General features: G+C 48.4%; 19 protein-coding genes. 12 read left to right on the top strand and 7 right to left on the bottom strand.

Annotated elements, in window-relative coordinates; genetic code table 11:
- Nucleotides 1–90 precede the first annotated feature (90 nt).
- Entirely contained in the window at nt 91–372 is a 282-nt protein-coding gene (locus NG99_RS24290) for a hypothetical protein (RefSeq protein WP_034898733.1), read from the top strand.
- A gap of 64 nt (nt 373–436) precedes the next feature.
- Here NG99_RS24290 and NG99_RS24295 read toward each other — a convergent pair whose 3' ends face one another.
- A complete protein-coding gene (locus tag NG99_RS24295; protein ID WP_034898734.1) occupies nt 437–667 on the bottom strand; it encodes a hypothetical protein in 231 nt (76 codons plus the stop codon).
- Between the two features lie 467 nt (nt 668–1,134).
- Between NG99_RS24295 and tssD the strand changes: the two genes are divergently transcribed.
- The 4 genes from tssD to NG99_RS24315 are packed head-to-tail and all read left to right on the top strand — an operon-like array spanning nt 1,135 to nt 2,869.
- Nucleotides 1,135–1,626 (top strand): type VI secretion system tube protein TssD, encoded by a 492-nt coding sequence (gene tssD, locus NG99_RS24300; RefSeq protein WP_034898737.1) that lies wholly within the window; start codon nt 1,135–1,137, stop codon nt 1,624–1,626.
- 11 nt (nt 1,627–1,637) lie between these two features.
- Nucleotides 1,638–2,000: a tlde1 domain-containing protein gene (locus NG99_RS24305; RefSeq protein ID WP_034898738.1), complete on the top strand. Its 363-nt coding sequence runs from the start codon at nt 1,638–1,640 to the stop codon at nt 1,998–2,000.
- Complete coding sequence (locus tag NG99_RS24310; RefSeq protein ID WP_052130858.1) at nt 1,997–2,473, top strand: hypothetical protein; 477 nt, start codon at nt 1,997–1,999, stop codon at nt 2,471–2,473. The genes NG99_RS24305 and NG99_RS24310 overlap by 4 nt, the downstream gene beginning before the upstream one ends.
- A 15-nt stretch (nt 2,474–2,488) precedes the next feature.
- Nucleotides 2,489–2,869 (top strand): DUF6232 family protein, encoded by a 381-nt coding sequence (locus tag NG99_RS24315; RefSeq protein ID WP_052130859.1) that lies wholly within the window; start codon nt 2,489–2,491, stop codon nt 2,867–2,869.
- A gap of 194 nt (nt 2,870–3,063) precedes the next feature.
- Here the strand turns inward: NG99_RS24315 and NG99_RS24320 are convergent, their stop codons facing one another.
- The 5 genes from NG99_RS24320 to NG99_RS24340 form a co-directional block, all read right to left on the bottom strand.
- Nucleotides 3,064–3,378: a CcdB family protein gene (locus NG99_RS24320; protein WP_034898740.1), complete on the bottom strand. Its 315-nt coding sequence runs from the start codon at nt 3,376–3,378 to the stop codon at nt 3,064–3,066.
- A 2-nt stretch (nt 3,379–3,380) separates the two neighbouring features.
- Nucleotides 3,381–3,617 (bottom strand): type II toxin-antitoxin system CcdA family antitoxin, encoded by a 237-nt coding sequence (locus NG99_RS24325; protein ID WP_034898743.1) that lies wholly within the window; start codon nt 3,615–3,617, stop codon nt 3,381–3,383.
- An 875-nt stretch (nt 3,618–4,492) separates the two neighbouring features.
- Nucleotides 4,493–5,455, bottom strand: a complete 963-nt coding sequence (locus NG99_RS24330; RefSeq protein ID WP_084110627.1) for a hypothetical protein — start codon at nt 5,453–5,455, stop codon at nt 4,493–4,495.
- 418 nt (nt 5,456–5,873) lie between these two features.
- Nucleotides 5,874–6,173, bottom strand: a complete 300-nt coding sequence (locus tag NG99_RS24335) for a type II toxin-antitoxin system RelE/ParE family toxin (RefSeq protein WP_034898745.1) — start codon at nt 6,171–6,173, stop codon at nt 5,874–5,876.
- The gene (locus tag NG99_RS24340; RefSeq protein ID WP_034898748.1) at nt 6,161–6,439 is read right to left on the bottom strand and encodes a CopG family ribbon-helix-helix protein; all 279 of its coding nucleotides are present in this window, start codon (nt 6,437–6,439) and stop codon (nt 6,161–6,163) included. The genes NG99_RS24335 and NG99_RS24340 overlap by 13 nt, the downstream gene beginning before the upstream one ends.
- A 218-nt stretch (nt 6,440–6,657) precedes the next feature.
- Here NG99_RS24340 and NG99_RS24345 point away from each other — a divergent pair, with 218 nt between their 5' ends.
- Nucleotides 6,658–7,359 carry a PAS and helix-turn-helix domain-containing protein gene (locus tag NG99_RS24345; RefSeq protein WP_084110623.1) on the top strand — a complete coding sequence of 234 codons (702 nt, stop codon included), beginning with the start codon at nt 6,658–6,660 and terminating at the stop codon, nt 7,357–7,359.
- Nucleotides 7,360–7,495: 136 nt separating this feature from the next.
- On the opposite strand, the gene NG99_RS30435 is transcribed toward NG99_RS24345, so the two are convergent.
- Nucleotides 7,496–7,888: a helix-turn-helix domain-containing protein gene (locus NG99_RS30435; RefSeq protein ID WP_072017664.1), complete on the bottom strand. Its 393-nt coding sequence runs from the start codon at nt 7,886–7,888 to the stop codon at nt 7,496–7,498.
- Nucleotides 7,889–8,196: 308 nt separating this feature from the next.
- Here NG99_RS30435 and NG99_RS28595 point away from each other — a divergent pair, with 308 nt between their 5' ends.
- The 6 genes from NG99_RS28595 to NG99_RS24370 all read left to right on the top strand — a co-directional run bounded on the left by NG99_RS28595 (nt 8,197) and on the right by NG99_RS24370 (nt 13,013).
- A complete protein-coding gene (locus NG99_RS28595) occupies nt 8,197–8,733 on the top strand; it encodes a transcription termination/antitermination NusG family protein (RefSeq protein ID WP_072017665.1) in 537 nt (178 codons plus the stop codon).
- Between the two features lie 140 nt (nt 8,734–8,873).
- Complete coding sequence (locus NG99_RS24355) at nt 8,874–9,107, top strand: hypothetical protein (protein WP_034898753.1); 234 nt, start codon at nt 8,874–8,876, stop codon at nt 9,105–9,107.
- A gap of 13 nt (nt 9,108–9,120) precedes the next feature.
- The gene (locus NG99_RS29490) at nt 9,121–9,297 is read left to right on the top strand and encodes a hypothetical protein (protein WP_157032696.1); all 177 of its coding nucleotides are present in this window, start codon (nt 9,121–9,123) and stop codon (nt 9,295–9,297) included.
- Complete coding sequence (locus NG99_RS24360) at nt 9,294–9,956, top strand: lytic transglycosylase domain-containing protein (protein ID WP_034898755.1); 663 nt, start codon at nt 9,294–9,296, stop codon at nt 9,954–9,956. Before NG99_RS29490 ends, NG99_RS24360 begins: the two co-directional genes overlap by 4 nt.
- Nucleotides 9,953–10,255 (top strand): TrbC/VirB2 family protein, encoded by a 303-nt coding sequence (locus tag NG99_RS24365; RefSeq protein WP_072017667.1) that lies wholly within the window; start codon nt 9,953–9,955, stop codon nt 10,253–10,255. The genes NG99_RS24360 and NG99_RS24365 overlap by 4 nt, the downstream gene beginning before the upstream one ends.
- 10 nt (nt 10,256–10,265) lie before the next feature.
- Nucleotides 10,266–13,013, top strand: a complete 2,748-nt coding sequence (locus NG99_RS24370) for a VirB4 family type IV secretion/conjugal transfer ATPase (protein WP_034898756.1) — start codon at nt 10,266–10,268, stop codon at nt 13,011–13,013.

The raw sequence follows: 13,013 nt of genomic DNA on the forward strand, positions 1-13,013 counted from the left end.
AATTAAAATGCGAGCGGCACTCCGGCAGCGTTTCAGAAGCCGAAACTTTCAGCGGTTCCGGCTTACCCAACGGAAAGAGGATAGCTGAAAATGCGGACGGTTTTTCCTGTAAAATACTATAAAGACGAAGGATTTGTTGAGCGCAAAATCGAGCTTGACGATGATGATATCCAGGAAATTATTCAGGACTGGCTGATTGATAATGCCAATTTTGAATTTGACGAAGTGGAAGTCGTTAATCTGCGGCCAATGAATATATGGCTTCATGCCAAATGCCGCAAGTACCTTGACCCTGACGAACCGGAACATGAGCAATGGGGAGATGCAGAGGTACAGGTATCAGGTCCTTATGACGAAAATCCAACTCCATAATTAATGTAATCAATAGAGTAGCTCATAACAGTGGGACTTTTGGAGGAAATGAGCGCGACCTGTCTCAATCCAGCCAGTGTGTTTTTCTGGCACCTAAACGACGAGCCAGCCGTGTAATTTCATCAATACCATACCTTTTCAGCTCAGGCGGCCGCTTGTTTGCCACCTGAGCTATGTCACAGGCTATATTCCAGGCTTTCCCGCGCTCGGCGCGTAGCGCAGTCAGTGCATCGATAAGCAGGGCTGTCTCCTTATCATCCAGTCCTCTGATCGGCTCTTTATCCAGTTTGCTCATGATTTCCCCCCTATTTTTTATAGGACATTCTACATCGGAAGTTTCGGCGGTTCCGGCGTGCAACCGCAAAAGAAACAAACAAACAAAATTTTGCCGAATCCGGCACTTTTTAACATAAAAGCTCTAATCTGCACCACGGCGGTGGCACACAGATTAAAATGTCACCCAACGGGCCAAAAGCGCCGGTTTTCCCGGCCAGAAACGGGTGGTTTTTATGTTACTGATTTGTTATCAAAACAGCCTTTCTGGTTTGGGCTGATTTAAACGCCCTGAAGCCCGTTTTACGCTGTTTCCTCATAATGGTGAGGGTTTACCGACAGTCATATTTGGGGAGGCGCAGGAAAACGAAAAATATCTTACGCTAATCACTTTTCATCCTTCGCGTGATTAGCGATAAGTTGGGACTCAGTGACTTTCTGTTGATTATCATCGCTATACCATGTTGATTTGGATAAGGGATATTCAACATGGCAATTCCTGTGTATCTGTGGTTAAAGGATGATGGTGGAAACCCCGTCAAAGGCTCTGTAGATGTACACCAGCGCGAGGGAAGCATAGAGATAACCGCACTGGCTCACAATGTATTACTTCCAACGGATGGCCTGTCTGGAAAAGTAACGGCCAGGCGCGAACATGCCCCCTTTATCCTCACCAAATCGCTGGACTCTTCCAGCTCCTACCTTTATCAGTTCGTTAGCTCAGGGAAGCGCTTAAAATCAGCAGAGCTTAAATTTTATCGAATAAACTACGCAGGTCAGGAAGAAGAATATTTTAATATTTTTTTGGAAAATGCCCGTATTACCTCTGTCGTACCGTGGATGGAGGATGTGAAAGATATGGATTATGCACATCAAGACCACAAAGAATTGATCGAAATGTCGTATGAAAAAATCACATGGAAATATCTGGATGGGAATATTGTTCACTCTGATAGCTGGAACGACCGCAACGCTGCATAAGGAGATTTTACATGGCATGGACTTATTACCAAAGCACTGGCGAACTCTGGCATGAGGGAAAGCTGATCGGCACAGGTTACTCCGGCAACCTGACCAATAAGAACAACCCCGACCGCCAGCACGTTAAAGGCATGGGGCCAATTCCACGCGGAACGTATCACATTGGTGGCTATACAAACTCAAAGGGGCCAATGACGATCATCCTTACTCAAACCGCTGGTGAGAGTTTCGGACGCTCCCTGTTTCGTATCCACGGCGAGAAGATGCCGCCAAAGGTGCCTGGATTCGCCTCTGAGGGTTGCATAATCATTGGGCCGGTGGTACGCGGGAAAATCATTCATTCCAGCGATAACACGCTAGAGGTGGTCAGATGAACCGGCATGGCATCGTTCTTGCGGCTTGCATTCTATCGGCCTCCTGTATGGCGTCAGATAGCGGCTGGAGCGCTTACATTAAGCAGGTAGCCAGTGCCGACCCTGCGACAATTCAGGCACTCCCGGCGAAGATTAAAAGCGTTGGTGACAGTCTGGATGACGAGCACGTGGAACAACTGACGACCGCTATCAGCATGGCACTGATAAAAGAACCGGTAGCTGTACTTAACGTCACTAACCAGTTTGAAGCGAGCACAGACCGCCTACAGCAGCGTTTTGGCACATTACTTATATGCAGCATCCCACTGATGATAAACGCCTCAAATACGCAAGTGGAAGCGTATTACGTAAAGGCTGAACCGGCACTTGAACGAGCAGGGCAACCGGCAGCGGAATGCCTGAACAATATGCGTGACATTATTGCCGAAGTCAGGCAAGTGGCAGTGAACAATCCCGGCATCCCCCACCATTAAAGAGATAAGTATAAAATGGAAATGGAAGAAAAAGAGTTCTACAGTAATGGTAAGGTAAGTATTACAAATTCACGTTTTCTGGTTGGCTCGACCACTTACGCCATGAATGGCGTCACTTCTGTAAAGAGAGGAGAACGTCCCCCATCAAAAGCAGTACCTGCTATCATCGTCCTGACAGGACTTATTATGATCTTTGCTGCTTCAACACTGATGTTTAAGGGAATTGGTGTACTTCTTATAGTACTGGGTATTATGTGGATTAAGTCTCTAAAAACAGAATATGTTGTGTTTTTGAACAGCGCATCAGGAGAATCACAGGCACTAACAAGTACCGATAAAAACTACATTGATAAAGTGATCAACAGCCTTAATGAAGCGATTATATATCGGGGGTGAAGGGTTGGCGTAAACTGGGCCAAACGACTTTCGAACACATTTTGTGTGCTACTTCTAACCCTCTGATGCGAGGATGAATTTTTCAAATGTCGTCATATTGTAGCCTAGCTCCCATTACCTTCTAATTCGTCGTGCCGGAAATTTCGGCGGTTCCGGCACAGAACCCCATTAAAAATCACGTTGAGAATACACCATCAAATACCATCAAGAAGAAAATCAATAGCAGCTTTGATCTCCGTTCGATAAAGAGATGCATCACAGAACACCGCCCCTAAAGAACGAGCGGGAATGCTCGCCATCTCATGCGTCATAACTGCGTATTCTTTATCATCAGCCAGTCTGACAAGCGGAACCAGTCGTTCTGGGCGGGGGCTTCCTGGATACTTTTCAACAGGCAGCAGGGGGATAACAATTCTGCGGTTCAACTGCCCGATAATATCGCTCGTGACATCAAGCAGAAAGGGATAGACGGCGCTTTTTCCGGTATTACTGTATACAGTGAACTGCATGTTTAAAATGTCCTGTACTCATCGCTGAAGCAACCGTGTTCATCGTGAAATCGATTAAGAGCTTCCAGCGCTTCGCTATTTTCCTCCTGCCACTTTTTCGCTTCGTACTGGCGTAGTTCAGCATCAAGGGCGGCGGTCAGTGTGGCACTGAGATTAATACCAGCCTCACGAGCACGGCTGAGTAAGGTACGTTCCAAGGACATAGTGACGCTTTGCGTTGCTCGTTGTGTAATAGCCATAAATATACCTCGCGTGAATATTCGTGTAAAAGACACGACCCATTAGACGGATCATAACACTAAAAAGGCAATATCGCGGAAAAAACTGGCGAGCAGTGCGCAGCCAGTTTACTGAATGCGCGTAAGCGCATATAAGGCGGCATTCAGGTTTATAATAAAGCACAAATGTAAAACCGCCGAGGCCCGGCGTAGCCGGTACAGGATCAAAAGGGATCGTCTATCCAATCCTTCGCCCTGCTAAGCCTTACCGACTAAAAGCGGTTTATTACGTTTTGTGCGCGGTCGGAGTTAGGCCGTTGAGGGTTAACCCGAAAACGGGCTGTATCTCCGCGTTGTGAGCGTAGCGAGCTACGAGCGTGTATGGAAGTCTTTCAGCGATGCGCTGACGTATCCGGTAGCAACTGGATTTCTCCAATCCCTCAAGGGCCAACAGACGAGCGGTTAACCCTTTAACGATCCTGGTCTGAAGTGCCCCATGCGTTAGCGTGGGGTGCAATTCTGGAGCGAAGCGATAAGTCGACCCGGCGCGGTGTTAGCCGCTGCAAGGGTGGTCATATTTGATTTTAAGCACCCAGGCCGACAGGCAAGGGGGCGCGCCTATCACCTTTATTTATAAAGGTCTGTTAGTTCAGAAATAAACATCGAATTTAACTCACATATCACCGTTAACAACGAAGTTAACTGAGTGATAAAAATACGATACGAAGTTAAGTGATGGAAAAACAAACAAGTCACAATCAGGTGACGGAAAAAGGGCTGTTGCTAAAATGAGGAACCACCGGAAGACGGTAAAAAAGAGGGGATTTAATGCAGCTCAGGCAGCAGAAAAACCGCCAGAGGCGGAAGAGGTTAAAAGGAGGGGGCGCTCAGGGACTTCAGGAGCCGCCAGACGGTATTCGCTCAACCAGATATTGCCAGTAGGCTTCGCCGCTTACCGTGCTCAGGTCTGGCCGTTTCTGTTTTGCAGCGTTTTCCAGCCCGATAGAGACGGCAGCCGGCTGCTGTGATTTCCAGGCGGCATAAAGTTTCCAGTACCGGCGATCTTCTTTAGCCGGCTGCTGGCTCAATGCCTGCTCTGTTTTGATAAGCCGCTGTTCAAGGTCAGAAACAACACGCTTTTTCTCGTCCTGCTGCTGCGCATCTTCGCCCAGCACATGGCGCTTAATTTTCTTCAGCAGGTTTTTCAGCGAGTGTTTATCTGATATGTCGGCCACGTTACTACGGGCCAGGCGCTTGAGGTGTTCTGAATAGCGGTCTTTATAGGTTTCTCTGAGTCCTTTACGCTCCAGCCAGCGCCGGAACTTGATCACAATGTCTCGCAGCTCGGCCATACTGAACCCCAGACCATCGAAAAATTCAGGCCTTATCCATATCCGCATGGCTTTTTGCTGCCTGGTCTCAGCATCCCTGGCTCTGTGCACAACCAGCGTTCCGGCAGCTTCCCAATCCCCAATAGCCTTATATACTGGATCATAGGTTTTCCGGCCAGTGGCCGCATCCACATGCAGCTGTCCGATCTGCTTTGCCAGTTCCTCAGAACTACACATCACTTCAAAAAGGTAGTCATCATCCGGGTTGTAGTCGCAGTTAGCGATCATCGCCATAGCCAGGGCGTAATAGGTTTCCCGCCGCTCAGAACGAACGGAAATGCGCTGTTCGCGCTGGCAGCGGAGTGCATAAATAAGGGGATTACGGTTCCAGTCGTGCCGCTCAAGAGCAGCAGAGAAACGTTTTACGGCCACCGTATTTGGCATGGTGCCAGCGAAAAGCGGCACATGATGGCGGTGAACTTTTGATGACCGTTCAGCGACACATTGATGAAGACTTTGTTCAGTCACCACCGCCTGCACTTATGGCAGCGCTGAGGGGTTGTGTAAGGTTACGCATTTGCTATAATCCTTTGCAGGCACCGCGCCTGCTTTGGGCCCCCTGAATATCTTTCCTCCCTCTGCCAAGATAGAAGAAGATTTCAGGGGGTTTTTGCATTCAGGGTTCCGGCTCTTGCCTTTTCCCCATCCCTGACGCTATTACCGGGAGCGTCCGACCCGCACGAATTCATAAAACCCCGCAAATCTATCACGCAGAGAAACGATAATCAAACGATCCTGCAAAGATCCCGCGAGAAAATCGAAAATTTCATGACGAATATCAGTTAGTTAACATTATTCTTCTTAAACATAATGAAAAGTGAGACTTATACTTTTCCGAATCAAAGTCTTTGATAACCCGCCTCTTTCTGGTGCCGGATAGTCAGGATCACGACTCTGCCCAGCCCGTTTCCCGCTGATGCCGCACGGCCAGAATAGATACAATATCGGTATCGATGCGATAGAGGACGACATATCCGCTGTTACCGAAGCTCACAGGCCATTCCCGGTAAGCAGAGGAAAGTTCTTCAACCGGGCGACCTGATGCGGGGTGATGGGCCAGGATTTTGACGCGACCACGAATTTCAATGACCGCGTTACGGGCAGTATTCAGATCCCGGGCAGCCAGAAAGCGGTACAGCCGCTGAACGTCTGCCACTGCCTGCGGTGTCCAGCTCAGCGATGGCATTCAGGCGGTTCCACATCGTTACCTGCCGCCAGTTGAGACAGCCATTCGTCGGCTTCTTCAGCGGTGATGTGCAGGCCAGTACGCTGGAATTCTTCCCAGGCGTTTTGAGCATCACGCAAATACACTTCACGCTTTTCCTCCCGCTCAACGTACTGCGAGATGGCTTCACGCATGATCCAGTGTGCAGTTCGACGGCGGGACTGCGCCAGATGTTGGAGACGATTTTTAAGGTCGTCATCAAGCTTAACTGATGTGGCTGTAGCCATAAAACACCTCGATAGTTACAGGTAATACCTGTAGTTACCTTAGTTCATCAAGGAAGAAATAGCCAGGTTTTCGCATGGTGTCGCCAGGGATACTGGCCCATTTTTAACTGAAGGTGATCGCTATTATTTGAATGTAGATTATATTGATCCAGATCACGCCTTAAGTAGTTAGAATAAAAAAATAACAATCGATAACGGCTACATGCGAGTAAAAATTGATGCCTTATTCCAGTACTGCCAGCGCTTTGAACATCAGAAAAATATCCCGTCAGGCGATGCACTTTTTTAATAAAAGTCAGGAACCCTGGGGGGTTAAGGATATACACAGCCATTTTATTTATGTAAATCAGGCATATATTGACTACCTTGAAATAAAACAGGATATCGCAAATCTGAGCTATGAGGCCGTAACCGCATTTGGCTCTTTTAAGAAAGGTTTAGTCGCGCACGATCAAAAGGTCATGCAAACAGGATTACGCCTCGAAGCGGTTGGTACACTGCTGGTTGGCGATAATTACCGCTCATTTATCTTTGAAAAATATCCTTTTTTTGACAGGTCAGGTTCAATCATTGGTACGGTTGTACACCTGAAGCCCTTCGAACACATATCAATGGGATTCTTCCTCGAAAAGCCATTCTACGGAGAGGCCACATTTACCCCCCCTACAGACATTTTCTCAAACAGAGAATGGGATGTATTGTTTTTGTTGTTTCGGGGATTGGAAAGAAAGCAAATAGCTGAAAAACTTGGTATTTCTGAAAACACTGTCAGAAATAATATTTCGCGAATATTCCTGATCGCAGGGACGAACTCCAGAGAATCTTTGCTGGATAAAGGGATGAAAAACGGCTGGCACCTGTACGTTCCCCCCCTGTTTGTCTCTGTGGGATATAACATGCTGTTCAAAGAGGGGCGATGATTATACGCCCTTAACTTACGAAAGAATAGGTACATTTAGTACCGGTACAATCTGTCCCTATCCTAAAGTTCTCAGTTTATCTAGACTACCCATCAGTCAGCATTGCAAAACGCCGTTACAGGGGATACCGGGTCGATTATGGCATCAGTGATGAAGGCAATTCCTCACTGATTTCAATATCGATACGGCGATTAAGCAGGCCATCGATCGTTTCCTGAATGAATTGTAGCTGGACCTGGGCTTTTTCCAGTTCAGTTATTTCAGCAGGGCTGAGCCGGAATTTTTTGTGTCGCTTATGTATTGCCAGCAGGTGCGCCGCAAGCACATCGTCACGGCAATAGAAGTAACACTCTGGCACACCAAGAACGGCCGCAAAGCGACAGGCCTGTTGAAAGTTAGGGCTGTGAGTTCCGGTCTCATAATGGGAGATCCTGCTTACTGTCAGTTCGTCAATACCTGCGCGGGTTGCCAGTTCTGTTTGAGTCATTTTAGCAGCTTTACGGGCAGTCCTGAGTCGCTTACCAATCATGCAATTTCTCCATCAAAGTAAGCTTGGAGTTTAAGAAAATTAACCATTTATTTTATATAGTTAATCTAATTTATTGCCGAAATCCTAATAAAAAAGCATTCACTGCAAAAAACACGAGATGATAGGTTTGATCGTCGATATCGATCAATAACAAAAGGATTGATCTATTTAACCGATTGGACTAAATGACAAATACCCGTAAAAATCACGGGTGTTGCTTTTATTAAACATACTAAAAAACGTTTTGTGTTAACTCCTTCCGGGGATAATGCACTGCGCTAGCTATGCCTAAATTTCATGGAGGGCATATGAACAAATGGAAAGAAGCTTGGTATTTATTATCATGTAAAACAACCACATGGAAAACAACATTACAGGCTATTGAGGCTATACATCTGGAAACATGCTGTCCTCTTTTATACGAACGACGGCGACGAACAGACAAAAAAAATGGTTGGCGCCAGGTCTGTTCCCCTCTTTTCCCCGGTTACATATTTATTCGTTTCAACCCCGCAACAATACACACTTCGACTATCGCCACCTTACCTGGCGTAATGGATTTTGTACGTTTCGGAAAAAACATTGCAACCGTATCTGACGAATGCATGGCAGCACTCCTGGACTGTAAACCGCGGGCCTTATCTGCGGACAGTCATAATTATGAATGCGCCTATTTATCAACCGGGCTGGCCCGGCGAGTTGATGATATCTACCACACAGCTAATCCAGCTCACAGGGTCAACCTGCTGGTGAGTTTACTGGCACTTCCCCCCCATTTAACAAGAGACTCATTCGACCATGAGAGAAAGTTACACGTTAGGGAACAACGTTTACGTTTCCATTGATCCCCGGCGGCGGCTGGAGGCTCTGGCTGTAAGAGCGGCCGTCTCTACAGGAAGAACCTACAGTGCATCCCGTTTTGTCCGTTATCTTATTGATAACTATGGAGAGGCGGCGTTGGAAAAAATAACCTGGGAATCTCAATATGAAAAAACCTGATTTTATCGTCTGGATAACCCATGAAAATACCCCCGCGTCAGGCAGCGAACCCAATACTTACTGGCTTCGCGTTGGGGCAGCCTTCAGACACAGGGAAGGCAACGGCCTGAATATTGTGCTGACACCCGGCATCGCCATCACATCCGGCAAGCTGGTGCTGCTGGAGCCGAAAGAGAAAGATCCGACCGACGACAACAATAATCCCTACAACTTTAACTAAGTCAGGAGGCGCTATGACGCCACAGGTTAAAGCCTGCCGTGAATCCCTCATCAAGCACTGCTCTTTACGGGTTCACTACCGCAAGACTTACAGCCCCCGCATTCCCGCAAGCTTAATCGCAGCCATGCTCGTGGAAATTGAAGAAGCGAATGAAGAATACCGGCGAAGAAAGCAGGGGGTTAAAACATGACTCCGGCACTCGTTCTGGCCCTTGCCATGCAGTGCGCCCCAACAATCCACCCAGATACCGTACTGGATGTGATGCGTGTCGAATCGGGCTTTAATCAGTACGCGATTGGCATTGTGGGTCAAAAGGGGCTTTTTCCGTCCAGTCCGGGGGATGCTCTGGCCTGGGTACAGCGGCTACAGTCTCAGGGGAAGAACTACTCAATTGGGCTGATGCAAATTAATAAGTCCAATTTTTCACGTTACGGCGTCACGCCAGAACAGCTGCTTAACCCCTGCACCAATCTATCCGTCTTCGAAAAAATCCTGACCGACTGTTACCGGCGTGGTAGCACCCTGAAACGTGCGCTCAGCTGCTACTACTCCGGCAATTTCAGTACTGGCCAGAAGCCAGAAAAAAACTTTTCACAGACCAGCTACGTGCAGCGGATTGGCTACGCCCCACCCACTGGCGGTTATGTCGTACCGTCAACGAAATCAGAGCAACACGCACCAACACCAGAGAAAGAACCGGCGCCGTCAGTACGCTGGCCCACAAAAATTGTACGCGGTGACCTTATATCTCCCGGCGCGAAAGCGTCACAACCTGAAATCCCCGTTTATTACCCGGCACAGATTGTGCGCGGGGCTTTCATTACACCAACTGAAGAGACTAAAGAATGAAACTGACCAACAAACTGAAACACGCACAGGCCCGACTCACTATGGCCGCAGCCGTTCTGCTCTCATCACCAGCGTTTGCTGATGATGATGGTTTTTCCAAAGCCACCAAATTATTTCAAAAAATATCAACGGCTCTGACGGGCACGCTGGCGATCGCCACACTCACCGTAGCCACCTGTTGGGTTGGTTATAAAGTCATGTGGGATGGCAGGAGCCTGGGTGACTTCAAAAATATCATCATCGGGGCTATCTGTATCGGCGGCGCTTCCGGCCTTGCATCTTACCTGCTAGCCAACTGAGATACCGGTAATGGGAACGCTGAATAAAGCACTGACGCGCCCCGCGATGCTTCTCGGCATCCCGATGGTGCCACTGGTTATGGTCACAGGAGCAAATATCCTGCTGGCTCTCTACATCCACAAACTACTGTTGCTTTGCCTGCCGTTCTGCTGGTGCTGGATGAACCGCAAGGCAAAAAAGGACGCGCATATTTTCAGCCTGATGTTTCTTAATCTGAAAACGCGCGGTAACAGAGTCTGTGACAAACACTACGGCGCAAGAGCGTTTCTGGCAAACGACTATGACGCCGTGGACATAACGGAGTTTACCGACAGTATGCGACTCAACGAACGGGTCACACTGACCCGCCACATCCCGTATTCGTCGCACATTCATGAGCACGTCATAAAAACCCGTGGCAGCGACCTGATCGCAACATGGGAAATTGGCGGTTCGGCTTTTGAATGTGAGTCAGAAGGCAGCCTGGAAATTATCACCACGCAGCTGAACAACCTGATTAAAGCCTGGGAAGGGCAACCGCTGACCTTTTACGTTCACAGTATCAGGGAAGAATTCAGCGATCGCTTTGACGGGCATTCCGGTAACTATTTTGCTGATACGGTCAGCGACCTGTACTACAGGTCGATTGAGCAGCGGCCATTTCGCAGGAACAGGCTTTTTTTCACCGTCTGCTATATGCCGTTTGTCGGGCTGGATAAGGTGGAACGAAAGCGCATGACTGACGGGCAGAAACTGCACGCTCTCGATAACGCACTGAAGGAAATGGGCGAGATATGCGACTCGCTCACGTCTTCATTGTCCCGCTTTACAGCAACACGGCTGGGTGCATATGAGGAAAACGGACGTGTGTATTCCTCTCAACTGGCTTTTTATCGCCGGTTGCTTACCGGGACCTGGCAAAAAGTGGCTGTCACCCGTACACCGTTCTATGAAACGCTTGGGACAGCAGACATCTTCTTTACAGAAGACGCGGGGCAGTGCAAAAGCATCACCGGCGATACGTTTTTCAGAGGGCTGGAAATAAAGGATTATTGCTCCCATACGATCACCGGCATTTTAAACGGGCTGATGTACTCGCCATGTAACTACGTCCTGACGCACTCATTCAGCTGTATGGCCAAAAAAGAGGCCCAGGATAATATAAAACTTACGTTAAAACGCCTGAGCAGCGTAGAAGATGACGCCATATCGCAACGTAAAGAGCTGTTGATTGCCCTTGATATGCTCCAGTCAGGGCATCTGTCTTTCGGTAAATATCACTTCTCACTAATGATAGCGGCAAAAAGTACCGAACAACTGGTAAGAGATACCAACACAGTATCTGATGTATTTACCGACCTTGGTATCACACCAACACTTTCAACACAGTCATTACCTGCGGCCCATCTGGCGCAACTGCCAGGCGTATATAATCTGCGCCCCCGACTTGTTCCGGTCAGCAGCCAGAATTTTGCTGAACTCACATCGCTGCATAATTTCTGGCCGGGGAAACGTGACAAAGCCCCCTGGGGCGAGGCCACATGTGTTTTACGCACCCCCTCTGGCAGTGCGTATTACCTGAACCTGCATAATTCCATGCTGGATAAGGATGACTTTAACGAGAAGAACCCAGGCAATACATACCTTATGGGAACAACCGGGTCAGGCAAAACGATGCTGTTATCCTTCCTGCAAATCATGTTCCAGAAGTATCGCCAGCCGCAAAGTTTCTCACCACAGGCGAAAACTAAGCGGCTTACAACGGTTATTTTCGACAAAGACAGGGGGGCAGAACTGAACGTACGGGCGCTGGGTGGGCAGTATTTTCGCATAAAAAGCGGCGAGGCAACCGGCTTTAACCCATTCAGACTGAAACCGACAAAGCGCAACCTTAACTTTGTCAAAAAGCTGATGCGTATGCTCTGTACCCGCAACGAGCAGTCTCTTACGCCGCGCGATGAAGAGCGCCTGAGCCATGCGGTGGATGCCGTAATGATTGGTCTTCCGGCAGAAGACCGGGGATACGGCATAACCCGCCTGCTGGAAAACCTGACAGAACCACCAACGAAGGAGGCACAGGAAAATGGTCTGCGGATCAGGCTGTCACAGTGGGCGCAGGGTGGAGAGTTCGGTTGGGTGTTTGATAACGATGCTGACACGTTCGATATTGGCGATTGTGACAATATCGGTATCGACGGCACGGAGTTCCTGGACGATGTGGACGTGTGCGGCCCTATTTCCTTTTATCTGCTTTACCGGGTAACCAGCCTGCTGGACGGACGCCGACTGGTTATAAAAATGGATGAGTTCTGGAAATGGTTAATGGATCCGTCATTTGCCAGCTTCGCACTGAACATGCTGAAGGTTATCCGTAAGCTGGGCGGTATATTTGTTCCCGCGACACAATCACCCGCTGAAATCCTTAAAAACCCAATTTCACCGGCAATTGTGGAGCAGTGCTGTACCAAGATATTCATGGCAAACCCTGACGCCAACGAGAAAGATTACGTTGACGGACTTAAGGTGGCACCTGAAATATTCGCCATCATTAAAAATCTCGATCCGGCAGCTCGCCAGTTCGTGGTGGTAAAAACGCCACTTAAAAAAGGTGATGTGAAAAAATTCGCGGCTCTGGTCACTCTCGACCTGTCGGGACTGGGCGTTTACACCAAAGTACTGAGCGCCAGCACTGAAAACCTCGAAATCTTCGATTCCATATTTCAGGACGGCATGAAGCCTCAAGACTGGCTCGACAGTTACCTGAAACTCGCACTCTGA

This window comes from Erwinia typographi (assembly GCF_000773975.1).
Taxonomy (GTDB): Bacteria; Pseudomonadota; Gammaproteobacteria; order Enterobacterales; family Enterobacteriaceae; genus Erwinia; species Erwinia typographi.

Coding starts and splice junctions, on each gene's coding strand:
- NG99_RS24290 (WP_034898733.1), top strand. CDS start 91: ATGCGGACGGTTTTTCCTGTAAAATACTATAAAGACGAAGGATTTGTT.
- NG99_RS24295 (WP_034898734.1), bottom strand. CDS start 667: ATGAGCAAACTGGATAAAGAGCCGATCAGAGGACTGGATGATAAGGAG.
- tssD (WP_034898737.1), top strand. CDS start 1,135: ATGGCAATTCCTGTGTATCTGTGGTTAAAGGATGATGGTGGAAACCCC.
- NG99_RS24305 (WP_034898738.1), top strand. CDS start 1,638: ATGGCATGGACTTATTACCAAAGCACTGGCGAACTCTGGCATGAGGGA.
- NG99_RS24310 (WP_052130858.1), top strand. CDS start 1,997: ATGAACCGGCATGGCATCGTTCTTGCGGCTTGCATTCTATCGGCCTCC.
- NG99_RS24315 (WP_052130859.1), top strand. CDS start 2,489: ATGGAAATGGAAGAAAAAGAGTTCTACAGTAATGGTAAGGTAAGTATT.
- NG99_RS24320 (WP_034898740.1), bottom strand. CDS start 3,378: ATGCAGTTCACTGTATACAGTAATACCGGAAAAAGCGCCGTCTATCCC.
- NG99_RS24325 (WP_034898743.1), bottom strand. CDS start 3,617: ATGGCTATTACACAACGAGCAACGCAAAGCGTCACTATGTCCTTGGAA.
- NG99_RS24335 (WP_034898745.1), bottom strand. CDS start 6,173: ATGCCATCGCTGAGCTGGACACCGCAGGCAGTGGCAGACGTTCAGCGG.
- NG99_RS24340 (WP_034898748.1), bottom strand. CDS start 6,439: ATGGCTACAGCCACATCAGTTAAGCTTGATGACGACCTTAAAAATCGT.
- NG99_RS24345 (WP_084110623.1), top strand. CDS start 6,658: ATGCCTTATTCCAGTACTGCCAGCGCTTTGAACATCAGAAAAATATCC.
- NG99_RS30435 (WP_072017664.1), bottom strand. CDS start 7,888: ATGATTGGTAAGCGACTCAGGACTGCCCGTAAAGCTGCTAAAATGACT.
- NG99_RS28595 (WP_072017665.1), top strand. CDS start 8,197: ATGAACAAATGGAAAGAAGCTTGGTATTTATTATCATGTAAAACAACC.
- NG99_RS24355 (WP_034898753.1), top strand. CDS start 8,874: ATGAAAAAACCTGATTTTATCGTCTGGATAACCCATGAAAATACCCCC.
- NG99_RS29490 (WP_157032696.1), top strand. CDS start 9,121: ATGACGCCACAGGTTAAAGCCTGCCGTGAATCCCTCATCAAGCACTGC.
- NG99_RS24360 (WP_034898755.1), top strand. CDS start 9,294: ATGACTCCGGCACTCGTTCTGGCCCTTGCCATGCAGTGCGCCCCAACA.
- NG99_RS24365 (WP_072017667.1), top strand. CDS start 9,953: ATGAAACTGACCAACAAACTGAAACACGCACAGGCCCGACTCACTATG.
- NG99_RS24370 (WP_034898756.1), top strand. CDS start 10,266: ATGGGAACGCTGAATAAAGCACTGACGCGCCCCGCGATGCTTCTCGGC.